Genomic DNA, 22,255 nt, shown 5'->3' on the forward strand with positions numbered 1-22,255 from the left:
CTCCTCAGGCGATGCTGACCACTTCGATCTTCACGGCGCATTTCTTGTAATCGGTCTGCTTGGAGATCGGGTCGGTGGCGTCGAGGGTGACTTTGTTGATCAGCTTGTTGGCGTCGAAGAACGGCACGAAGATCAACCCCATCGGCGGCTTGTTGCGCCCCCGTGTCTCCACCCGTGCCTGCATCTCACCGCGCCTGCTGATGACTTTCACCACGCTGCCACGGCGCGCGTTGAGCTTGCGGGCGTCCTCCGGATGCATGTAGACGAGTGCGTCGGGCACGGCCTTGTGCAGCTCATCGACCCGCTGCGTCATGCTTCCAGTGTGCCAGTGCTCGAGCACCCGTCCGGTACTGAGCCAGAAGGGGTAATCCTCGTCCGGGACTTCGGCAGGCACGTCGTAGGGCAGGGCGAAGATGATCGCCTTCTTGTCGCCGTAGCCGTAGAACTGCACATCGCTGCCGGCTTTGACATAAGGGTCGTAGCCCTCGCGGTAGCGCCACTGGGTTTCCTTGCCATCCACCACCGGCCAGCGTAAACCGCGGGTTTCGTGGTAGGTGTCGAAGGGCGCCAGATCGTGTCCATGACCGCGACCGAATTCGGCGTATTCCTCGAACAGGCCCTTCTGCAGATAGAAGCCGAATGCCTCGGCCTCCTGATTTACATAGCCTTCGGCAATTTCCTCGTTGGGGAAGCGATCAACCTGACCATTCTTGAACAGTACGTCGTACAGGGTCTTGCCCTTGAGTTCCGGTGACTTGCTCAGCAGCTCGGCCGGCCATACCTCGTCGACGTTGAAGCGCTTGGAAAACTCGACCAGCTGCCAGAGGTCCGAGCGTGCATCGCCAGGTGCCTTGACCAGCTGGTGCCAGAACTGGGTGCGTCGCTCGGCGTTACCGTAGGCGCCTTCCTTCTCCACCCACATTGCGCTGGGCAGGATGAGGTCGGCCGCCTGGGCTGAAACGGTGGGGTAGACGTCCGAGACGATGATGAATGTTTCCGGATTGCGCCAGCCCGGCAAGATCTCCTGCATGACGTTGGGGCCGGCCTGCATGTTGTTGGTCACCTGCGTCCAGTAGACCTTCAGTACCCCGTCCTTGAGCTTGCGGCTCTGCTCGACGGCATGAAAGCCCGGCTTTTCCTGAATGGTGCCTTCGGGCAGTTTCCAGATTTTTTCGGTGATGGCCCGATGCTTTGGATTGGCGACTGCCATATCCGCCGGCAGGCGGTGGGAGAAGGTGCCGACTTCCCTTGCCGTGCCACAGGCGGACGGCTGTCCGGTCAGGGAGAACGGGCTGTTACCCGGCTCGCTTATCTTTCCGGTGAGCAGGTGGATGTTGTAGATCATGTTGTTCGCCCAGACACCGCGGGTGTGCTGGTTGAAGCCCATGGTCCAGAACGACATCACCTTGACCTTCGGGTCGGCATAAAGCTCGGCTAGCGCCTGGAGCCGCTCGGCCGGCACGCCGGATTCCTTGGTGGCGTATTCCAGGGTGTAGGTTTTCAGGAACTCGGCGTAATCCTCGAAGCTGATGTCGCTCCAGGTATTGGCCACCGCCGCATTCTCGGCTTTGAGTTCGAGTGGGTCGGTCGGACGCAGGCCGTAGCCGATGTTCGTTGCACCTTTGGCGAACTTGGTGTGTTTCTCGATGAAGTCCTTGTTTACCGCGCCGCTCTGAATAATGTGATTGGCGATGTAGTTGAGGATGACCAGGTCAGTCTGCGGGTTGAAGATCATCGGGATGTCGGCCAGCTCGAAGCTGCGATGCTCGAACGTCGACATGACCGCCACCTTGACGTTCGGCGCGCTGAGACGGCGATCGGTCACGCGGGTCCAGAGCACCGGGTGCATCTCAGCCATGTTCGAGCCCCAGAGCACGAAAGCGTCGGCCGCTTCGATGTCCTCATAGCAGCCCATGGGTTCGTCCATGCCAAAGGTGCGCATGAAACCAAACGCTGCCGAGGCCATGCAGTGACGTGCATTGGGGTCGATGTTGTTCGAGCGGAAACCGGCCTTCATCAGCTTGTTCGCCGCGTAGCCTTCCCAGATCGTCCACTGCCCCGAGCCGAACATGCCGATGGCTTCCGGGCCGCCCTGCTTGAGCGCCGCCTTGTACTTTTCCTCCATGATGTCGAAGGCCTGTTCCCAGCTGACGGGCTGGAACTCGCCCTGCTTGTCGAACTTGCCGTCCTTCATGCGTAGCAGCGGTTGGGTCAGGCGATCCGAGCCGTACATGATCTTCGACAGGAAGTAGCCCTTGACGCAGTTGATGCCGCGGTTCACTTCCGCCTTGACGTCGCCATGGGTGGCGACGACGCGGCCCTCTCGAGTCGCCACCATGACGCCGCAGCCGGTGCCGCAGAAGCGGCAAGGGGCCTTGTCCCATTTCAGATTGGTGGCGTCCGCTTCGGTAATCAGGTTGCTTGCGCTGGAAGCGATCGGCATGCCGGCCACGGTTGCGGCGATGGCCGCAGCGTTGGCTTTGGCGAATTGGCGTCGGGTAAGGCTCATCAGGCGTCTCCTTCGAGGAGTTCTTCGTGATAGATCAATGCGGCATTGAGCACGCCGGGCAATTGCTGGATATGGTCGATCGAGGCAAGGATGCGTGATTCGTGCTCGGCTTCCAGCACCACCACCAGCTTGCCGCTGGCATTCTCCTGGTGCATTTCCAGCCCGGGTAACAGTTGCAGGTTGGCTTTTACCGCGGCCAGCCATTCGGGGCGGCAGTGCACCAGCAGGCTGGCGATATGCAGAGGGTGTCCCATCAGCGATTCCATTTCCGTTGGCAGCAGGGCGTAGGCCCGATTAGATCGGCAGGGCGGCTTAAGCCGGACCTGGCGGCCCGAAGATCATTTGCACGATCCAGACGATGAAACCGTAGCCACTGACCAGCGCGACGCTGAGGATGGGAAACAGGAAGACGATCAGGAATATGAAGAGGCGGGTTTCGTCCCGCTTGATCGAGGTATCCGCGGGGCGGGTGTCATTCGGCGTTACTGTCATTGTTCTACTCCGACTGGCATATAGGGAGTCTAGTCACAGACCAGCATAGGGCAATGTTCGTTTCGGTTCTTTGCGGTGGCTTGGGGTTAGGCCGATCAGCGGACCGCTTTTCTGTCCGGCAAGCGGCAGAGCGAACAGCCGTGCTAGCCTGCGCGGCTTTTTCTCAGGTCAGCGCATGAGACGAGGGCGCCGATGATCGCCGAACACGCACACCTCTCAAGAGGCACGCCAGCCTACCGGCGCGCCACGTTTGCACTCTTCTGCGCTGGCTTCGCCACGTTCGCATTGCTGTATTGCATTCAGCCGTTGCTGCCCATGCTCGCCGCGCATTTCTCCGTATCGGCTGCCAGCAGCAGTCTGGCGTTGTCGCTGACGACGCTGTCGCTCGCCGTCTGTCTGCTGATCTCGGGTGCGCTTGCCGAAAGCTGGGGACGCAAGCCGGTGATGGCCGCGGCGCTCGGTCTGGCCAGCCTGCTCGGGCTGGCCAGCGTACTGGTCGATTCCTGGCAACTATTGCTGGCGCTGCGCGCGCTACTCGGGCTGGCACTCAGTGGATTGCCGGCACTGGCGATGGCTTACGTCGGCGAGGAGTTCGAGCCCGAGTCGCTGCCTGCCGCAATGGGCCTGTATATCGGCGGCACGGCGCTGGGTGGGATGCTCGGGCGTCTGCTTTCGGGCCTGCTGAGTGACCTGGGTGGCTGGCAGCTGGCGCTCGGTGGCATTGCCTCGCTGGGACTGCTGGCGTTGGTGGCGTTCGTCTGGCTGTTGCCGCCATCGCGACATTTCACGGCGCAACCGCTCTCGCTGCGCATTCTGCTGACGAACTTCCGGCTGCATCTGGGCAATCCGGTGCTACGTGGACTGTTCCTGCAGGGCTTTCTGCTGATGGGCGGCTTCGTCGCGCTGTTCAACTACATTGGCTTCCGCCTGGCAGGCGAGCCGTTCGGCTTGTCCTCGACGCTCATCGGCCTGCTGTTCGTCGTCTATCTCGGCGGGATTTTCAGCGCCGGCTGGGCCGGGCGTCTGGTGCCGCGCTTCGGTGCGCGGCAGGTGCTGCGCGGTGGGGTCGCTCTGATGCTGATTGGTGTGGGGCTATGCGCAACGTCGTGGCTGGTCAGCATCGTGCTCGGTCTCGGGTTGTTCACCCTCGGCTTCTTCGCCGCGCATGCCGTGGCCAGCGGGCAGGTCGGCAGCCATGCCAAGGGTGCTCGAGCGCAGGCATCGGCGCTGTACCTGTGTGCCTACTATCTGGGATCGAGTGTGGTTGGCTATGGCGCCGGTTATGTCTGGGATCACGCGGGCTGGTTGCCGTTGATGACTCTGCTGGCGGCGTTGTTCGTCATCGCCGGTTGGCGGGCGAGGGCGCTTTAGCCGGCGCTGCCGTCATTCGATGCGTTGCTCGCCGCTGAAGGCGAGCGTCGTCTTGCAGTGGCGGCAGTAATAGCGGCGACCCTTCGCCACCAGCGCGTGGCGCTGGGGTGTGAAGGCGAAATCCTGATCCACGCAGCTGCAGCGATAGACATAACGGGTAACGGACCTGCGACGAATCGCATAGGTGTGGCAGCGATCCGGCGGCAGCTCGTACACGCCACGCATGATCAGCTGCCATTCCTCGCCGTGAGGCTGGATCCGTGAGCCAAACATCTGATGGGCGATCAGGTGCGCGACCTCATGGGCGACGGTCTGGCGCAGAAAGTGCTCGGTGTTTTCCCTATATAGCTGCTCATTGAAGCGCAGGAGATTTTCCTGCAAATGCGCTACACCAGCTTTCTGCCCGCGCAGCTTGAGGCTTATCTGGGGGCGGGTGAAGCGTCGCTTGAAAAACTGCTCGGCCAGCTCGTAACAGGCTTCGACGCGGGCATTGAGGCGCTCGGGCATTGGGGTACTCCTGCAAGCGCCGCATTATGCCAAACCGTTTCTGGCCAAACAGCTTCGTTGGTCACTCGTTCGGGCGTTCGTTGAAGCGCCGTTCGTTGTCGATGCCGCCCGGTTCTTCCTGCGGGCGATTCTCCTCGAAGCCATAGCTCTGGTTCTGTGGGGTATCGCGCTCGTAGGTTGGGTCGAGTGCGAGCATCCAGAACAGGATCATCGGCACCTTCAGGTTCACTAGCACCAACAGGCCGACGCCCCAGGTGCAGGCGCCGTAAAGAAAGGTGTTGCGGTTACTGATGCGCATGAACGTCGGCAGGCCGACGAATAGCAGATAGGTCGAGTATGCCCCGGCCGCCACCAGAACCAGGATGGCCAGCCAGCGCGACGGGTAGAGCGCACCCAGTCCGGCCAGGAAGAAGGGTGTAATGACATAGGCGATGAAGCCCACGCATTGATTGAAAGTCGGGCGTGCATCGAAGGAGCGCGACATCCAACGCAGGAAGAACCCCATGATGAAGGTGCCGGCGACGATGGTGATGTAGATCAGCGCGCTGAGCTGGAAGGCACTGCGGGTGTCGAGCCAGATCCGTTCGTCTTCGACCAGGCTCCAACCCACATAGCGCGTGCCGATGAACATGCAAACCGCTGGCAGCAATGCCCAGAGCAGCAGATGGACAAGGTAGTTGGAGCTGTTCTTTTCTTCGTCGCGGCGAATGTCCGCCCACGCCCGATCCGGGCGGGTGAGCAATGTTACAAAGTGCGGGATCATACCGAGTCTCCGTCTGCCTTGAGGGCCGCTCAGGAATGCTGTTGCAGCGGCGTTATCGCTTTAGAACGGCAGATGCGGTGAGGGTTTCCCTTATCGGTCCAGACGATTCGTCGTGGGATGATGCGCGGGCATACGAAAAGGCCGCCCACAGGCGGCCTTTTGAGGTGAGGATTGGGTTAACGGACGTAGACCGGGCCGATGCCCATGCCCCAGGTTATGACCGACAGGGCGATGATCGCGACCAGCACTACGAGGCCGACCGCAAGTACCGAACTGGAGAACATGAATCCCTCGTCTTCGTGGATGTTCATGAACTTAGGCAGCCCCACGTAGAGCAGATAGGCCGTGTAGCAGACTGCCGCGGTCCCCACCAGCATGCCGAGCCAGAGGTGCGGATAGAGACCCGCCAGCCCGCCGATGAACAGCGGCGTTGCGGTATAGGCGGCGAAAACGATGCATTGGGTAAGGGTTGGGGTAGCGTCGTAGGTACGTGCCATCCAGTGAATGAAGCCGCCCATCACGGCGACGCCGGCCAGCATGGCGAAGTAGGAAAGTATCGCCAGCTGCATGCAACTGGCCTGGGTCAGCTTGACCGGCTCTCCACCGCCGATGCTCCAGCCCACCTGGGTCGCGCCGATGTAGGCCGATACTGCCGGTATCGCGGCGAGCAGCAGCACATGCGTGAGGTACATGTGGCTGACGGTTTCTTCCTCGCCGCGGATTTCGTTCCACTCCTGACCGGGGTGGGTGAACAAACCCCAAACGTGATTGATCATGCCAGCGTCTCCTCAGTTTATGGAGGTCGCCTCGCCTGGCGGTCGTCATCGAGGACGGCGCGTGCGACCTTACGTCGCAGTATAGAAATGCCGATCGGCAATGCATCAGCGGGGTTAGAGCGTTTCGAAGCTATGTCGTCAGCGGTAATAGCGCTCGAGTATTTCCATCGCCAGATTGATTGACTGCAGGCGCTGCGTGCTGCCACCTCGATCCGGATGGTGCAGGCCGACCAGCTGACGGTAGCGGCGCTTGATCAGCTCCAGCGTGAGCGGCTGCGCGGAGCGATCCAGTTCGAACAGTTCGAGAGCGGCACGCTTCTCGTCGCTGCCCTGCATGCGCGTCCAGAAGCTCGCCAGCAGGCGTTCGACATCGTCTTCGTCGGTATCCCGCAGGTTGGAGAGATCCAGGTAATACGCGCGCAGGGCGTCCTGCTCGGCGAGGCCGGCGTTGGCGCCGGCATATGGCAGCAACTGAACGTGCAAGGGGCTGATCTGCAGATGGCCGCTGCCCTCGGCCCAGAGTCGGTCGCGCAGCAGATAAAGCGCGTTGAACACCAGAAAATGCGTACGGAACAGCACCAGCTTGTCGGTCAGCGGCAGGTTGGGCACATGCGTGCTGTGCCGGCGCTTGAGCTGTTGAATCAGCTCGTACTCGCTGCAGCCTTCGGGTTTTTCCTGCAGCAGTACGAGCAGGTGGTCTGGCAGATCCAGTGCGGGGGAGAGGTCGTCCATCGGGCGAGACTAGCACAGCACTGCGGGTGTTCATTCAGTGCTGGTTCACATCGGAGCAGGCGGCGAACGGGCTGCGGTCAGGCTTGCTTTGCGCGTAAAATGCGCGCCTTTCGCATCTCACCCGGACACCTGACATGGGCAACCTCTCGGTCAACCAGAACAAACTGCAGAAGCGCCTGCGCCGCCTGGCCGGCGAGGCCGTTACCGACTTCAACATGATCGAGGACGGCGACAAGGTCATGGTCTGCCTGTCTGGCGGCAAGGACAGCTACACCATGCTCGATGTGCTGCTCTATCTGCAGAAGGTCGCGCCGATCAAGTTCGAGGTGGTCGCCGTCAACATGGACCAGAAGCAGCCAGGCTTCCCCGAGCACGTGCTGCCCGAGTACCTGAAGTCCATCGGCGTGGAGTACCACATCATCGAGAAGGACACCTACTCGGTGGTGAAGGAGAAGATTCCGGAAGGCAAGACCACCTGCTCGCTGTGCTCACGTCTGCGCCGCGGCACGCTGTACACCTTCGCCGACGAGATCGGCGCGACCAAGATGGCGCTCGGGCATCATCGCGACGACATCCTGGAAACGTTCTTCCTCAACATGTTCTACGGCGGCACGCTGAAGGCCATGCCGCCCAAGCTGCTCTCCGACGATGGACGCAACGTGGTGATTCGTCCGCTAGCCTACTGCAACGAGGCGGACATCGAGGCGTACTCGAAGATGAAGGAGTTTCCGATCATCCCGTGCAACCTCTGTGGCTCGCAGGAGAACTTGCAGCGTCAGGTGGTCAAGGAAATGCTGCAGGAGTGGGAGCGCAAGTCGCCAGGGCGCACCGAAATCATGTTCCGCGCGCTGCAGAACGTGGTGCCTTCGCAGCTGGCCGACCGCAACCTGTTCGATTTCAAGAGCCTGCGTATCGATGACAGCGCCACGCCGCGCTTCGTCGATGTGATGAGCCTGTAATCGGGCGCACCCGGCCGAGCCAGCCACTTTCTTTTGCCGTGCCGGTTGAAAGCCGCAGTCCCGGCAGAGTATGGTTCGGTCATCTTCTGGAGATCAGCATGTCCCTGAACCCTGTAGTCCTCAACGTTGTCGATGCCGGTGCCATTCGCGCCGTGTTCGCTCGTGGGCAGCAGGTTGTAGCCGCTGGTTATTACTTTGGGTATTGGTTTAGCCGCAGGCGCGCCTGATACCCCACAGGCGCCCTAGCAAGCAGGGTCGCCACCAGAGCAGTTTTCGAACCCCCGGTCGGCCACCCGACCGGGGGTTTTGTTTTTTCGGCCACTCGATGGCCCAACGCAACGAGGAACATGCCATGACCACTTACCGCACCGACCGTTATTACCGCTACGACTGGCGATTTAGCCGCTTCGACGCCGAACACAAAGCACGCGAACGAACACCCGACTAGCGCCGCCGCGGACCACCCGCGCCGGCAGAAGGAACCGCCAGATCATGAATGCATCCGCCACCGTACTTGCTCAACAACCCGTCGCCACCGCCGAAGCCAGCGTCGCCCGCCGCAGCGCGCAGCCGCTGCCCAGCCCCGCGGTATTGCGCCAGCGTCTGCCCTTGAACGACGCCCTTGCCGCACGCATCCATAACGACCGCAACGCCATCCGCGCCGTGCTCGACAGTCGTGATCCGCGCCTGCTGGTCGTCGTCGGGCCCTGTTCCCTGCACGATCCTGTCGCCGCGCTCGAGTACGCCGAGCGTCTCGCCGCGCTTGCACCTGACGTCAGCGATCAGCTGCTGCTGGTGATGCGCGCCTATGTGGAAAAACCGCGTACCACCGTCGGCTGGAAAGGCCTGGTCTACGACCCGCATCTGGACGGCAGCGGCAACATGGCCGAGGGACTGCACCTGTCGCGCCGCCTGATGCTGGATATTCTCGAAACCGGTCTGCCGATTGCCACCGAACTGCTGCAGCCGCTGGCTGCCGGGTACTTCGACGATCTGCTGGGCTGGGCCGCGATTGGCGCGCGCACCAGCGAGTCGCAGATCCATCGCGAGCTGGTCAGCGGGCTGGACCTGCCGGTGGGCTTCAAGAATGGCACCGATGGCGGCCTGGGCATCGCTTGCGACGCCATGCGTTCAGCGGAACATCCACACCAGCACTTCGGCATCGACGATCTCGGCCATCCGGCACTGCTGCAGACGCGCGGCAATCCGGATACCCATCTGGTCCTGCGCGGCGGCCACGGCGCACCCAACTACGACGCGGCCAGTGTCGCTACTGCCCGTCGCGCGCTGGAAAAGCAGGGGATCGCTCCGCGCATCATGGTCGATTGCAGCCACGCCAACAGTGGCAAGGACCCACTGCGCCAGCCCGCGGTGCTGGAGTCGGTGATCGAGCAGCGCCTGGCTGGCGACATGAGCCTGCGTGGCGTCATGCTGGAGAGCCATCTGTTCGATGGTTGCCAGCCGCTGTCCGGCGAGCTGCGCTACGGCGTGTCGATCACCGACGGCTGCCTGGGTTGGACGGCGACCGAGCAGATGCTGCGTCAGGCGGCGCAGCGTCTGCGCGGCTGATACCGGGAGCCCGCTGCACGTCTGAGCCGGCTCGCATGCAAACGACGTTCTGCTCGTAGGGTGGACAACGCGAAGCTTGTCCACCGTTTGCGCCTGGTGTCAGGGCAATGGGACGCGTACCAAACGGTGCCACCCGGCTTGCGCCGGCTTCACAGTGGAAGTGGGCTTGCCTGCGAATATTCGTTCAGGCCAGCCTGCGCGAACGCCACCCGACCGCTGCCGCCCAGCTGCGTCGATGGCGGCGGACTTGCGAGGCCGGCTCGTCACCGGCACCCTGTGCCGCTGCCGTCACCATCGGATCTGAACCATGCAAGACTACAAATGGCTGCACGAATACTGCCTCAACCGCTTCGGCTCGGCCGCGGCATTGGAGGCCCGCTTGCCGCAACCGCGCAGTGCCGATGAATTGCGCAACGTTTCCGATGATCGCTATCTCTCGCTGATCAGCCTGCGCATTTTCCGCGCTGGCCTCAAGCACAGCCTGGTGGATGCCAAGTGGCCGGCGTTCGAGCAGGCCTTCTTTGGCTTCGATCCGGAAAAGGTCGTGCTGATGGGCGGTGAGCACATCGAACGATTGATGCAGGACACCCGACTGATCCGTCATCTCGGCAAGCTCAAGAGCGTGCCGCGCAACGCGCAGTTCGTGCTCGACGTGGCCAAGGAAAGGGGCAGCTTCGGCAACCTGCTGGCCGATTGGCCGAGCAGCGACATCGTCGGCCTGTGGCGTTACCTGATCAGGCACGGCAGCCAGCTCGGTGGCCTGTCGGCGCCGCGCCTGTTGCGCATGGCCGGCAAAGACACCTTCGTGCCCAGCAATGACGTGGTAGCCGCGCTCAAGGCGCAGGAAATCGTCGACAAGGTGCCCAGCAGTCAGCGCGATCAAGCCGCGGTGCAGGCTGCATTCAACCAGTGGCACGCGGAAAGCGGCCGTCCGCTGTGTCAGCTCTCGGCGATGCTAGCGTTCACCGTCAACCACTGAGGCCGCTGCGACGGTTTGGCGCAGCGCCGTCCAGAGGCGTGCGGTGTAAAGTCGAAACATGACCATCGTCAAAGACAAGCGTGCGCAGATCGTATGGGTGCTCTTCACCTGCATCCTGCTCAATGCCTTTGTCTGCAGTCTGAACCACGCCACCCATGTGGGCTTCGGACTGGCCATGGGGCAGGACGCGTTCTGCGTCACCGGCGACGATGGTGGCACCGGCCTCGGCGCGCTCCCCTCCGATTTACATGACCTGTCGCAGCATGCCCTCGACTGCCCACTGTGCAGTTCGGTTTTCCTCGCCATCGTTGCACTGTTCGCCTTGGCCTGGCTGGGGCGGCGCACGACAGGCGCGACTCCGCTACCACCGATTGAGCGTCATGGCCCGCGCCGCCACTGGCCGGCACTGAATCCGCGCGCGCCCTGAGATTTCCTGATTGACGTGATTCGCCGTCCTTCCGCCCGTAGCAGCGGACGAGACGGCTACCTGTCGGAGCCTTCCGACGGCCCAGTCGATTCAGGGGATTTCACCATGACCATGATGGAACGATTCACCCGCGCCGATAGCCGCGTGAGCTATCGGCTGCCTTTTCCCGATTATCCCAGCAACGCCCGCAGCTTCGTGCATCTGGATGCCAAGTTGCTGCCGTACTGGCATGCGCTGTTCGATGTCTGCCCGCGGCTGCTCAAGCTTGACCCGCCAGAGGGACTGGAGATCTTTCGTCAGTTCATGACCTGGGCCTACGGCTGCCAGCTGGCGCTGGACTGGACCTTCCACCTCGGCGTCTGCCGCTGGTTGCTGGCCTCCGACTACCGCGAGCTGGTCGAGCCGGAGCATATCGAGGCCATGATGCTCGCCGCCGCAGCGCGTTGGGTCGCCAGCGATGACAGCCCGGCAATCGGCATCGTGCTCGGCTGGCGAGGCGACAGCGAGCATGTATTCGACTGGAAGCCACGGGTGCGCCAGGGCGGCCGCCCGCTCGCCGCCGAGGCGGAGGAGCTGCCACCGGCGCCCTGGGACTTCGCCTGGAGCCCGCTCTCGAGCACGGCCGGCAACGGATTTCGCCGCTGGCTGCGTGTGCCATGACTGCGACAGGGCGCCGCAGCGTGGCGATCGCGTCGCACCTGACCCGGCGTCGCTCGCCGGTGTCACTGCTTGTTTGGAGCGCAGCGCCGCTCTGGCACAGATTGCCGCGAGTGGGTGGGGCAGGCTGTCGCAGTTGTCCGCTTGCAGGGTGCGCCGGACACTTTGCCTGCCTCGAACCAGAGCAGCTTCCACGGGTGGTTCGGGGCACCGCGATTGAGTCCAGGCGTCGCGCCCGGATGTCGGCCCTCACCCCAAGGGGGCCTTCAATCGCAACATGCTGCCGGAGCATCAGGTGCTCGGGTGGTCACGCAAGGAGGTAGGCATGTTCAAGTCATCGCTCAGGCGAGACGTCGTGCTGGTAGTGCTGGCCAAGGTCGCGATCCTCATGATCATAAAAAACGTCTGGTTCGATGCCCCCAGCATTCCCGAGAACGGTTCGGTGCGCGTTGCCGACCATTTGCTTGATTCGCGGGGTTCGATCCCCGAGGGAGGGCCGAGATGATCTCGGAAAGCGTTGTCGATCTATCACGCCTGCAGTTCGCCATGACGGCGATGTATCACTTTCTCTTCGTGCCGTTGACCCTGGGGCTGGCGTTCCTGCTGGCGATCATGGAATCGGTCTACGTGATGACCGGCAAGCAGGTCTATCAGGACATGACCAAGTTCTGGGGCAAGCTGTTCGGCATCAACTTCGCCCTGGGCGTCACCACCGGACTGACCATGGAATTCCAGTTCGGTACCAACTGGGCCTACTACAGCCATTACGTCGGCGACATCTTCGGCGCGCCGCTGGCCATCGAGGGGTTGATGGCGTTCTTCCTCGAATCCACCTTCATCGGCCTGTTCTTCTTCGGCTGGGACCGGCTCTCCAAGGTGCAGCATCTGGCGGTCACCTGGCTGGTGGCGCTGGGCTCGAATCTCTCGGCGCTCTGGATCCTCATCGCTAATGGCTGGATGCAGAACCCGGTTGGCTCTGAGTTCAACTTCGAGACCATGCGCATGGAGCTGGTGGATTTCGGCGCGCTGCTGTTCAACCCGGTGGCGCAGGTCAAGTTCGTCCACACCGTGTCCGCGGGCTACGTCACCGGGGCGATCTTTGTGCTGGCGATTTCTTCCTTCTATCTATTGAAGAAGCGCGACCTGGGCTTCGCCCGTCGTTCGTTCGCCATCGCCGCAGTGTTCGGTCTGGCTTCTACCATCTCGGTGATCATCCTCGGCGACGAGTCCGGCTATGAGATTGGCGATGTGCAGAAGGTCAAGCTGGCCGCCATCGAGGCTGAGTGGGAAACCCACCCGGCACCTGCGGGCTTCACACTGTTCGGCCTGCCCAATCAGCAGGAGATGCGCACCGATTACGAAGTGAAGATCCCCTACGTGCTGGGGCTGATCGCCACCCGCTCGGTGGACGAGGAGGTCAGGGGCATCAAGGACTTGATCGCCGAACACGAGCTGCGCATCCGCAACGGCATGCTCGCCTACGAGCGGCTGCAGGTGCTGCGTAGCGGCGACAAGTCGGCCGAAGCCATCGCCGCGTTCAATGAGGTCAAGCAGGACTTGGGCTACGGGCTGTTGCTGAAGAAGTACACCGCCGATGTGGTCGATGCCAGCGAGGAGCAGGTCAAGCTCGCCGCTCTGGACACCATACCCAACGTGTTCAGCCTGTTCTGGACCTTTCGCGTGATGGTCGCCGCCGGCTTTCTGATGTTGCTGCTGTTTGCCCTGGCGAGCTGGGCATCGATCAAGCGCAATGCCGAGACCAAGCCCTGGCTGCTGAAGTTTGCGCTGTTCAGCCTGCCGCTGCCGTGGATCGCCGCGCAGACCGGCTGGTACGTCGCCGAGCATGGCCGTCAGCCATGGTCGATCGCCGAGGTACTGCCGACCCATCTGTCCACCTCGACGCTGGCGGCCGGCGATATCTGGGGCTCGCTGATCGCCCTGGTGGCCTTCTACAGCCTGCTGCTGGTGATCGAGATGTTCCTGATGATCCGCTTCGCACGGCTTGGGCCGAGCAGTCTGCACACCGGTCGTTATCACTTCGAACGGGACGTACGTGAAGCACGGGTGGCGTCGGCGCAGCCGAGCGGCCTGTCTTCCCAACCTGGCAGCGTCTGAGGGAGATACGAGATGTTCGATTACGAAGTGCTCAAGCTCATCTGGTGGGTGCTGATCGGCGTGTTGCTGATCGGCTTCGCCCTGACCGATGGCTTCGACATGGGCGCCATGGCACTGATGCCCTTCGTCGGCAAGACCGACAACGAGCGACGCGTGGCGATCAACACCATCGCGCCACACTGGGATGGCAACCAGGTGTGGTTCATCACCGCCGGTGGTGCGCTGTTCGCTGCCTGGCCGATGGTCTATGCGGTGGCATTTTCCGGCCTGTACTGGGCGATGCTGCTGGTGCTGTTCGCGCTGTTCTGCCGCCCGGTGGGCTTCGACTATCGCAGCAAGGTGGAAGACCCGCGCTGGCGCAGCGCCTGGGACTGGGCGTTGTTCGTCGGCGGTGCTGTGCCGGCGCTGGTGTTCGGCGTGGCCTTCGGCAACCTGTTCCTCGGCCTGCCGTTCCAGCTGGACGAGCTGATGCGCTCGACCTATCAGGGCTCGTTCTTCGCGCTGCTCAACCCGTTCGCGCTGCTCTGCGGCATCGTCAGCCTGAGCATGCTCAGCGCCCACGGTGGCGCCTGGCTGATGCTGCGCACCGACGGCGCGCTGGCTGAGCGCTCGCGGCAGGCCACGCGCCTGTGCGTGCTGGTGTTCCTGTTCGGCTTCGTCGCGGCGGGTGTCTGGCTGGCGCTGGGCATTCAGGGCTTCAGCCAGCTGTCGGTCAGCGATCCGGGCGCCGCGCTCAATCCGCTCCTGGACAAGCAGGTGGCCCAGGACAATATCGGCTGGCTGGCCAACTACGGCCTCTATCCGGTCACCCTGATCGCGCCGGCCGCGGGCATCCTCGGGGCGTTGCTGGCGCTGCTCGGTTCCAGTCGCAACAGCGGCGGGGTGAGCTTCGTCGGAACCAGTCTGATGATCGTCGGCAGCATCTGTACCGCGGGCTTTGCGCTGTTTCCCTTCGTCTTCCCGTCGAGCCTCGATCCGGCCTCGAGCCTGACCATCTGGGATGCGGTCTCAAGTCAGAAGACGCTGGGCATCATGTTCGTTGTGGCCTGCATCTTCGTGCCGCTGATCCTCTGCTACACGCTGTGGAGCTACGTGCGCATGTGGGGCCGGCTCACCCAGAAAACCATCGAAGCCAACCCCCACGGGCTGTACTGACCGCGCGGGCGGGCCGCCGCGCCCGCCCGCCAAGGAGAGACGACTATGTGGTACTTCACCTGGATTCTCGGCGTGCTGCTGGCCAGCAGCTTCGGCATCATCAATGCGCTGTGGCTGGAAGCCACTCAGGACCTGGACGCCGAGCCGTGAGCAGTCGCGCGCAGGGGCGCTGCTACGGCGCGTTCGGTCGCGTACTTTCTCTAGTGCTGGCCGCGCCGCTGGCGCTGGTCCTGCTGATCCATCCGGCGGCGATGCTGGACGGGCAGGGAGGCTACAGTCACCCGCAGCTGATGCTGGTGATGTGGGGTATTTCCGCCGGCTTCGTGCATGGCGTCGGCTTCGTGCCGCAATGGTGGGGCTGGCGCTGGCTGCTCGGCCCGCTGCCGGCCTGGCTGTTGTGTGCTTTGGGCTACGCGGTGCTTTTTCAGGCCCAGCTGGACTGAGCGGGGGCGAATGCCTTTGCAGGCAGGCGCGGCGATTCGTAGGCTGATGGCCGTGGTCGCGACGCGGCCATCGGTTCCCCGCACGATCGGGGGAGTGCCACCGAAACGGGTTCGCGACATTCATGGATATCGACAAGGCCGCCCAGGCGCTGAGCGGCGCCGAACGCATTCTGATCATCACCGGGGCCGGGCTGTCGGCCGACTCCGGGTTGCCCACCTACCGCGGCCTCGGCGGCCTCTATAACGGCGAAACCGAAGACGGCCTGCCGATCGAGGTGGCGCTATCCGGGCCGACGCTGCGGCGTGATCCGGCGTTGTGCTGGAAGTACCTGGCCGAAATCGGCCGGGCCTGCCTGCAGGCCGAACCCAATGCCGGCCACGTCGCCATCGCCGAGCTGCAGCGGCGCAAACCCGGGGCCTGGGTGCTCACGCAGAACATCGATGGCTTCCACCGCCGAGCCGGCAGTCCGCCTGATCGCTTGATCGAGATTCACGGTCAGCTGTCGCCGCTGTCGTGCATGGGCTGCGGCAAGGTCGATGAACGTCCACTGCCTTCGCTGCTCGATCAGCCATTGCCGCCGCGCTGCCTGAGTTGCGACGGGGTGTTGCGTCCTGCCGTGGTGCTGTTCGAGGAGATGCTGCCGGACTCCGCCCTGACTGCATTGCAGCAACAGGTGCAGCTCGGCTTCGACGCCGTGCTGGTGGTTGGAACCACGGCGAGCTTCGGCTACATCCTCGAGCCGCTATGGCGGGTGCGTCAGGCCGGCGGCTCGGTCGTCGAGGTGAACCTGCAAGCCACCGAAATCAGTCCGCTGGCGGACGTACTTCTGCAAGGAAGGGCCGCAGACGTTTTGTCGCAGCTGGTTCGTCACATTTCGTCCGATTGAATTTGATCATCGAAGCGATAGAGGGCATAGTCGCCGGCACTTTGAAATCACCGACACGGCTGTGCCCATGCGCCAACGCTTCGCACCCCTCGTGCCTCTCGCACTCATCGCCCTGCTGACCGCCTGCGCCGGCCAGCCTGTACAGACCGAGCAGCAAGCCGACGCGCCTCGTCTGTCGCAACACCATCCCCTGGCCGGATTCGACTTCGACGCGCTCGAAAAGAGCGAAGAGCAGTCGCTGGCAGAGCTTACCGATGAGCACGACTACCAGCTGCCGCAGCTGGCTGACAGCATTCTCGAGCGCGGCTTCACCCTGGTCGGCACCCCGTATCGCTACGGTGGCAGCTCGGTGAAGAGCGGTTTCGACTGCAGCGGCTTCGTCGGCTTCCTGTTCCGCAAGGAGGCAGGTCTCGAGCTGCCGCGCTCCACTCGCGAGCTGATCAACCTCGACGCACCGGTGGTCAAGCGCAACGAGCTGGAACCCGGTGACGTGGTGTTCTTCAACAACCGTGGCCGTGGCCGGGTCAGCCATGCCGGCATCTACATCGGCGATGACCAGTTCATCCACGCTTCCAGCAGCCGCAGCGGTGGCGTGCGCGTCGACAGCCTGGATGACCGTTACTGGCGCGCCAGTTACATGGAAGCAAAACGCGTGCTGGCCCTGGCGTCCGATCTGGCTTCGCACACGTCCCAGCACTGATCCCGCGACCTGCGGGGGTTGCGTCTTCCCGCACATGCCGGCAGAGTGATGGCTCATTTGCCTGGACCGCTCTGCCATGCACTATCCGGCTCGTCTCACGCTCGTTGTTCTGACTGTGCTGCTGACCGCCTGTGCCGGAAAGGCACCCACGCCGCCTGTCGTGCAGACACCCAGGGTCCACCAACAGCCCGTGCCTGGCGCCGCTGAAGACGTGCTGTTCAGTGCGATTGGTCTGGTCGGCACGCCTTATCGCTGGGGCGGCAACACGCCGGATAGCGGTTTCGACTGCAGTGGCCTGATCGGCTACGTCTACCACGGCGCAACCGGCATCCAGCTCCCTCGCACCACTCAGGCCATGAGCAATCTGCGCGGCCCCTCCGTACGGCGCGACGCATTGCAGCCCGGTGATCTGGTGTTCTTCGCTACCAGCGGTGGGCGCCGGGTCAGCCACGCGGGCATCTACGTTGGCGAAGACCGCTTCGTTCACGCGCCATCTTCTGGCGGCACGGTACGCCTGGACAGTCTTACCGCCGGCTACTGGCAGAAGAGTTATCTGGGCGCCAAGCGCGTGCTCGACCAGGAGCAACTGGCCCGCAATCACTGAGCGTCATCCGCATAGAACCCCCGTCGTAGACGTCCTGTCTTTAGTCGTACTCACATGCTGAAACATTCTCCGTTTGACATGCGGTGATTTCGCTCGCCTGGCGCTTTGGCTACCATGCGCATCCCCAATTCCTCCCCGTGCGTCGTTCGGTCGCGCACAGCCCCTTTTTCCCCACTTCCATTAGGTGAGATATGCCTGAATTGCTGACGTACGTGCTGATTGCACTGGCGGTCGCGGCGCTGCTTGGCGTCGTGCTCGAAGAAATTACCCACGTGAACAAGGCCAAGGTGACGCTGTTCTTCGGCACCCTGGCCTGGCTGCTCTTGTTCATCTTCACACCGGTGGGCGAGGCGCGCGAAACCGTGCTGGAAAGCCTCAACGAGAACATCGCCGAGATCGCCGGGCTGTGGATCTTCCTGGTGGCGGCCATGACCTTCGTTGCCTACCTGAACAAGAAGGGCATGATCGAGAACCTGATCTATCTGGTGTTGCCCAAGCGGATCAGCGAGCGGGCCTTGCTGTTTCTCACAGCGACCTTCTGCTTCGTGTTCTCGTCGCTCGCCGACAACATCACCGCGACGCTGGTCTCCATCACCCTGATTCTCTCGCTGCAGCTGGATCGGGCGAAGACCATCAAGTTCGCTACCTTGGTGGTTTTCTCCGTCAACTCCGGTGGGGTCGCGCTGATTACCGGCGACGTCACCACGCTGATGATCTTCCTCGCTGGCAAGGTAGCGATCCTCCAGCTGCTGGCACTGGCCGTGCCGGCATTCGTCGCGGTGATGGTGCTGGCCGCCATGCTGTCGATCGGCATGAAGGGCGAGGTGGTGGTGCAGGGCCAGCGCAACGATGTGCGCGGTGTCGACGTGGCGATTGCACTGATCTTCCTGTGCACCATCCTCAGCACCATTGTCGGCAACTTCCTGTTCCAGATCCCGCCGGTGCTGACATTCCTCGCCGGCCTCTCGGTGATGTTCCTGGTTGCGCGCTTCTTCAGCGACGACAACGACTCCGATCCGATTCTCGAATACGTGCGCCAGGTGGAGTTCGAGACGCTGTTCTTCTTCCTCGGCATCCTCCTGCTGGTAGGCATGCTCAAGGAGATTCGCGTGCTCGACGGGCTGGTGCACATCTATGACCAGGTGCCTGCAGTGATGGCCAACTACCTGATGGGTGTGATGTCGGCGGCCATCGACAACGTGCCGCTGACCGCAGCGCTGCTGAAATCAGGGCTGGAAATGGGTGTCGCCGAATGGATGGTGCTGACCTATGCGGTCGGTGTTGGCGGCTCGCTACTGGTGATTGGTTCGGCGTCGGGCATCGTCGCCATGAGCAAGGTGCCGGGGCTGACCTTCGGCAGCTACCTGCGCTACATGCTCTACCTGTTCATCGCCTTCAACATCGGCTTCGCCGGTGTCTATCTGGTCGGCCTGTCGGTGGGCTGACCGCGGTTCGCGTGCGAGCGCGGGTCACCAGCTCAGGTTGAAGTGCGAACCCAGCACGAAGCGACCGTCGAGCAGGTCCCAGCGCTCGACGCAGACCTTCTTCTGTTCGCCGGGATGCAGCTTCAGCCGGTTGAAGGAGTTTGGCGAGGTGCCACGCAGGCGGGTCGAGAGCGTGGTGCCGGCCTGCACCATCCAGATCTCCCGCGCGAGACCGCTGTACTGCTTGGACAATGGCAACACGTAGGGCAGGTGGATGTGCCCGCCCATGACCAGATCCAGCCCGTGCTCGGCCCAGCGCTGCAGCGCGGGTTCGGCGCCGTGCTGCAGGTTGCTCAGATCGCTTGGCACCATCGCGCCGAATGGCTGGTGGGCGACCACGATGCGAATCTTGTGCGGGTTGCCATCGGCCAGCCGCTGCGCCACCCGCTCCACTTGTCGCCCCGTCACCACGCCGTCCTTGTGCCGGCGCGGATGGGTGGTATTGAGCCCGATCACCAGCATGTCGTCGTTCTCGAATACCGGCTCCAGCTCATCGCCGAAGTGTCGCCGGTAGTTGCCGTATGGCGTGAACAGGCGGGCAAAGAGGTTGTACAGCGGGATGTCGTGATTGCCCGGAATCACCAGCGTCTCACCGACGCCATCGGCCTGCACGCGGCGCACGAAAGCGGCGGCACTGGCGAACTGCCCGCGACGGGCGCGCTGGGTGATGTCACCGGAGAACACCAGCAGGTCGGCCCGGTGTTCGCGTACATGGTCCTCCAGGGCCTGGACCACGGAAGGTTGTTCGGTACCGAAATGGGTGTCGGAAATCTGCACGATGCTGGTCATGGGCGTCGGATATGGGTCCTGGCTGATTGCTGGCATTGTTGCATTCGAAGCCTTTTGGCGTCCGCCGTTCCGAGCGCCGAGATGCAAGCGGAAATTGCAGGGCGCTGTGACAACCCCGCGGTTGCGCCAAGCCCGGCCTTGGACTAACCTCCGCGTCGCCTCAGGTGCCCCCTCTTCAGCGAGGGGGTGAAACAGGGAAGCCGGTCCATTCTCACGAAGATTCCGGCGCTGCCCCCGCAACGGTAGGCGAGTCGAGAAACCCTAATAGCCACTGTGCTCAACGCATGGGAAGGCGCGGTTTCGGGACGCCGCAAGGCGTACGCTCGCAAGCCCGGAGACCGGCCTGTCGCATTTCACTGACAGTGCGGCGGGCGCTGGGCGGGTGCATATCCCTCGCGGTATTCACTTCCTTTTGCGGTTCCTCCGTCTGTCTTCGTCGACTTTCAGTCGTGCGGGTGGGCACGACGGAGACCTGTACCTTGACTTGCAAGCCCCGTTTCAAGCCAGCGGCCTATGTGCTGCTCGGCAGTTTTCCCCTTTCCATTGGCCAGCTGGCCGCAGCCCCGCTGGATCTCCAGCAACAGGTGGTGACCGCCACCCGCACCGCGCAGACGGCTCAGCAGAGCCTGGCCGCGGTGACCGTGATCGACCGCGAGCGGATCGAACGCAGCCAGGCCAGTTCGCTGCCCGAGCTGCTCAAGCAGGTGCCTGGCGTTTCGCTGGCCAACAACGGCGGGCCCGGCAAGTCCACCTCGCTGTTCATGCGCGGCACCGAATCCGATCACGTGCTGGTGATGATCGACGGCATCAAGATCGGCTCGGTCTCGGGCGGCGGCGCGGCCCTGCAGGATCTGCCGCTGGAGCTGATCGAGCGCATCGAAGTCGTACGCGGCCCACGTTCCAGCCTGTATGGCTCGGAAGCCATCGGCGGGGTGATCCAGATATTCACCCGCAAGGGCCAGGGGCAGGGCGTCAAGCCGTTCTTCTCGGCCGGCTACGGCACCCATGACACCTACAGCGGCAGCGCCGGCGTTTCCGGTGGTGATGGCCGTGGCTGGTACAGCCTGGGCGTCAGTGGCTCGGACACCGATGGCATCAACGTCAAGTCGGCGGACACCAGCGGCTACGAACGTGATGCCGATGGCTATCGCAACCTGTCCGCGACGCTGAGCGCCGGATACCGCTTCGACAACGGCCTGGAGCTGGACGCCAACCTGCTACAGGCCAAATCCCATAACGATTACGACAGCGTAAACCGGGCCCGCACGTCCGGTTTCGGCGCCAATGCCGATGGTGAGTCGAGGGTCTTCGGCACCCGTGCGCGCTTCAGTCCGCTGGAACCCTGGCTGGTGACGCTGCAGGCCGGGCGCAGCGAAGACAAATCCGATGCCTATCAGGACGGGCAGTTCTATTCACGCTTCGACAGCCGTCGCGATACGTTCAGCTGGCAGAACGATATCGAGCTGGCCGCGGGGCATACGCTGATCCTGGGTGCCGACCACCAGCGCGACGAGGTCAACGGCACCACGCTGTATGCCGAGGATTCCCGGGACAACGACGGCTATTTCGCTCAGTACCTGGGCGAGGTCGGCCGCCATGACTGGCAGCTGTCGCTGCGACGTGATGATAACGAGCAGTTCGGCCAGCACGACACCGGCAACATCGGCTACGGCTATGCGCTGACCGACTGGTTGCGCGGCACCATCAGCTATGGCACGGCATTCAAGGCGCCGACCTTCAACGAGCTGTATTTCCCCGACTACGGCAATCCCGAGCTGGACGCGGAAACCTCCGAGAGCCTCGAAGTCGGCCTTGCCGGGCAGCATGGTTGGGGCCACTGGGCGGTGAATGCCTATCGCACCGTGGTCGATGACCTCATCGCCTATGACGCCAGCATTTCCGCGCCGGCCAACGTGCAGGAAGCGCGTATCCGCGGGGTCGAGCTGGTGCTCGGCAGCCAATTGTTCGGTTGGGACTGGAACGCCAACTACAGCCTGCTGGAGCCGGAGAACCGCTCCGCCGGCGCCAACCGCGGCAACGAGCTGGCGCGCCGGGCCAAGCAGCTGTTCAACCTTGACCTCGACCGCCGGCTCGGTGCCTTCAGCGTCGGCGCCAGCCTGCACGCCGAGGGGCAGCGTTACGACGACCTGGCCAACACCCGCGAGCTGTCCGGCTACGCCACCCTCGACCTGCGTGGCGAATACCGCATCACCCCGGAGTGGCGCCTGCAGGCGCGCGTCGCCAACCTGCTGGACGCCGACTTTGAGACCGCCGAGGGCTACAACCAGCCCGGCCAGGCCGCTTACCTGACCGTGCGCTACCAGGCGCTGTAAGACC

Annotated in this window: 24 protein-coding genes and 1 riboswitch; of the genes, 16 read left to right on the forward strand and 8 right to left on the reverse strand. The window is 63.2% G+C overall.

Annotated elements, in window-relative coordinates; all coding sequences use genetic code 11:
* Positions 1-4: 4 nt before the first annotated feature.
* Genes napA through napE form a run of 3 tightly spaced genes read right to left on the reverse strand, consistent with a single transcriptional unit; the run spans position 5 to position 3,001 of the window.
* On the reverse strand, positions 5-2,509 hold the full coding sequence (gene napA / locus CW305_RS18440) for a nitrate reductase catalytic subunit NapA (protein WP_101274295.1): 2,505 nt from the start codon (positions 2,507-2,509) through the stop codon (positions 5-7).
* Positions 2,509-2,763: a chaperone NapD gene (locus CW305_RS18445; RefSeq protein WP_014819701.1), complete on the reverse strand. Its 255-nt coding sequence runs from the start codon at positions 2,761-2,763 to the stop codon at positions 2,509-2,511. The genes napA and CW305_RS18445 overlap by 1 nt, the downstream gene beginning before the upstream one ends.
* A gap of 58 nt (positions 2,764-2,821) precedes the next feature.
* Positions 2,822-3,001, reverse strand: a complete 180-nt coding sequence (gene napE, locus CW305_RS18450) for a periplasmic nitrate reductase, NapE protein (RefSeq protein WP_014819702.1) — start codon at positions 2,999-3,001, stop codon at positions 2,822-2,824.
* Between the two features lie 192 nt (positions 3,002-3,193).
* Between napE and CW305_RS18455 the strand changes: the two genes are divergently transcribed.
* Positions 3,194-4,372, forward strand: coding sequence for an MFS transporter (locus CW305_RS18455; protein ID WP_104098565.1), 1,179 nt, complete (start codon positions 3,194-3,196; stop codon positions 4,370-4,372).
* Positions 4,373-4,384: 12 nt separating this feature from the next.
* Here the strand turns inward: CW305_RS18455 and CW305_RS18460 are convergent, their stop codons facing one another.
* The 4 genes from CW305_RS18460 to CW305_RS18475 all read right to left on the reverse strand — a co-directional run bounded on the left by CW305_RS18460 (position 4,385) and on the right by CW305_RS18475 (position 7,150).
* Entirely contained in the window at positions 4,385-4,879 is a 495-nt protein-coding gene (locus CW305_RS18460; RefSeq protein WP_104098566.1) for a SprT family zinc-dependent metalloprotease, read from the reverse strand.
* A gap of 61 nt (positions 4,880-4,940) precedes the next feature.
* On the reverse strand, positions 4,941-5,642 hold the full coding sequence (locus CW305_RS18465; protein ID WP_104098567.1) for a Yip1 family protein: 702 nt from the start codon (positions 5,640-5,642) through the stop codon (positions 4,941-4,943).
* Between the two features lie 176 nt (positions 5,643-5,818).
* Entirely contained in the window at positions 5,819-6,418 is a 600-nt protein-coding gene (locus CW305_RS18470) for a Yip1 family protein (protein ID WP_023443856.1), read from the reverse strand.
* Between the two features lie 138 nt (positions 6,419-6,556).
* Complete coding sequence (locus CW305_RS18475; RefSeq protein ID WP_044314973.1) at positions 6,557-7,150, reverse strand: DNA-J related domain-containing protein; 594 nt, start codon at positions 7,148-7,150, stop codon at positions 6,557-6,559.
* Positions 7,151-7,284: 134 nt separating this feature from the next.
* On the opposite strand from CW305_RS18475, the gene ttcA reads away from it, so the two are divergent.
* From ttcA to nhaD, 14 genes are all read left to right on the forward strand, one after another.
* Positions 7,285-8,109, forward strand: a complete 825-nt coding sequence (gene ttcA, locus CW305_RS18480; RefSeq protein ID WP_014819708.1) for a tRNA 2-thiocytidine(32) synthetase TtcA — start codon at positions 7,285-7,287, stop codon at positions 8,107-8,109.
* Positions 8,110-8,601: 492 nt separating this feature from the next.
* Positions 8,602-9,678, forward strand: a complete 1,077-nt coding sequence (locus CW305_RS18485; protein ID WP_104098568.1) for a 3-deoxy-7-phosphoheptulonate synthase — start codon at positions 8,602-8,604, stop codon at positions 9,676-9,678.
* 307 nt (positions 9,679-9,985) lie between these two features.
* A complete protein-coding gene (locus CW305_RS18490; protein ID WP_104098569.1) occupies positions 9,986-10,657 on the forward strand; it encodes a DNA-3-methyladenine glycosylase I in 672 nt (223 codons plus the stop codon).
* Between the two features lie 58 nt (positions 10,658-10,715).
* A complete protein-coding gene (locus tag CW305_RS18495) occupies positions 10,716-11,084 on the forward strand; it encodes a DUF2946 domain-containing protein (protein ID WP_101274290.1) in 369 nt (122 codons plus the stop codon).
* Between the two features lie 105 nt (positions 11,085-11,189).
* On the forward strand, positions 11,190-11,744 hold the full coding sequence (locus CW305_RS18500; protein ID WP_014819712.1) for a putative natural product biosynthesis protein: 555 nt from the start codon (positions 11,190-11,192) through the stop codon (positions 11,742-11,744).
* Positions 11,745-12,066: 322 nt separating this feature from the next.
* The gene (gene cydP / locus CW305_RS18505; RefSeq protein ID WP_003283920.1) at positions 12,067-12,246 is read left to right on the forward strand and encodes a cytochrome oxidase putative small subunit CydP; all 180 of its coding nucleotides are present in this window, start codon (positions 12,067-12,069) and stop codon (positions 12,244-12,246) included.
* Positions 12,243-13,856, forward strand: a complete 1,614-nt coding sequence (locus tag CW305_RS18510) for a cytochrome ubiquinol oxidase subunit I (RefSeq protein ID WP_023443848.1) — start codon at positions 12,243-12,245, stop codon at positions 13,854-13,856. The genes cydP and CW305_RS18510 overlap by 4 nt, the downstream gene beginning before the upstream one ends.
* 12 nt (positions 13,857-13,868) lie before the next feature.
* Entirely contained in the window at positions 13,869-15,011 is a 1,143-nt protein-coding gene (gene cydB / locus CW305_RS18515) for a cytochrome d ubiquinol oxidase subunit II (RefSeq protein WP_014819714.1), read from the forward strand.
* 45 nt (positions 15,012-15,056) lie between these two features.
* Positions 15,057-15,161: a cytochrome bd-I oxidase subunit CydX gene (gene cydX, locus CW305_RS18520; protein WP_003297956.1), complete on the forward strand. Its 105-nt coding sequence runs from the start codon at positions 15,057-15,059 to the stop codon at positions 15,159-15,161.
* Positions 15,158-15,454, forward strand: a complete 297-nt coding sequence (locus CW305_RS18525; RefSeq protein WP_023444386.1) for a cyd operon YbgE family protein — start codon at positions 15,158-15,160, stop codon at positions 15,452-15,454. The genes cydX and CW305_RS18525 overlap by 4 nt, the downstream gene beginning before the upstream one ends.
* Positions 15,455-15,576: 122 nt before the next feature.
* Complete coding sequence (locus CW305_RS18530; protein ID WP_104098570.1) at positions 15,577-16,341, forward strand: NAD-dependent deacylase; 765 nt, start codon at positions 15,577-15,579, stop codon at positions 16,339-16,341.
* Positions 16,342-16,408: 67 nt separating this feature from the next.
* Entirely contained in the window at positions 16,409-17,041 is a 633-nt protein-coding gene (locus CW305_RS18535; protein ID WP_104098571.1) for a C40 family peptidase, read from the forward strand.
* Positions 17,042-17,117: 76 nt separating this feature from the next.
* Positions 17,118-17,645: a C40 family peptidase gene (locus CW305_RS18540; RefSeq protein ID WP_104098572.1), complete on the forward strand. Its 528-nt coding sequence runs from the start codon at positions 17,118-17,120 to the stop codon at positions 17,643-17,645.
* A gap of 191 nt (positions 17,646-17,836) precedes the next feature.
* Entirely contained in the window at positions 17,837-19,090 is a 1,254-nt protein-coding gene (nhaD, locus tag CW305_RS18545) for a sodium:proton antiporter NhaD (RefSeq protein ID WP_003297950.1), read from the forward strand.
* 24 nt (positions 19,091-19,114) lie between these two features.
* On the opposite strand, the gene CW305_RS18550 is transcribed toward nhaD, so the two are convergent.
* On the reverse strand, positions 19,115-19,918 hold the full coding sequence (locus CW305_RS18550) for a metallophosphoesterase family protein (RefSeq protein ID WP_003297948.1): 804 nt from the start codon (positions 19,916-19,918) through the stop codon (positions 19,115-19,117).
* Between the two features lie 145 nt (positions 19,919-20,063).
* Positions 20,064-20,279: riboswitch (cobalamin riboswitch) on the forward strand.
* 118 nt (positions 20,280-20,397) lie between these two features.
* Here CW305_RS18550 and btuB point away from each other — a divergent pair.
* A complete protein-coding gene (gene btuB, locus CW305_RS18555; RefSeq protein WP_104098573.1) occupies positions 20,398-22,251 on the forward strand; it encodes a TonB-dependent vitamin B12 receptor in 1,854 nt (617 codons plus the stop codon).
* The last annotated feature ends 4 nt before the right edge of the window (positions 22,252-22,255 follow it).

Origin of the sequence: Stutzerimonas kunmingensis (genome assembly GCF_002929225.1) — a bacterium.
In the GTDB taxonomy this organism is placed as follows: domain Bacteria; phylum Pseudomonadota; class Gammaproteobacteria; order Pseudomonadales; family Pseudomonadaceae; genus Stutzerimonas.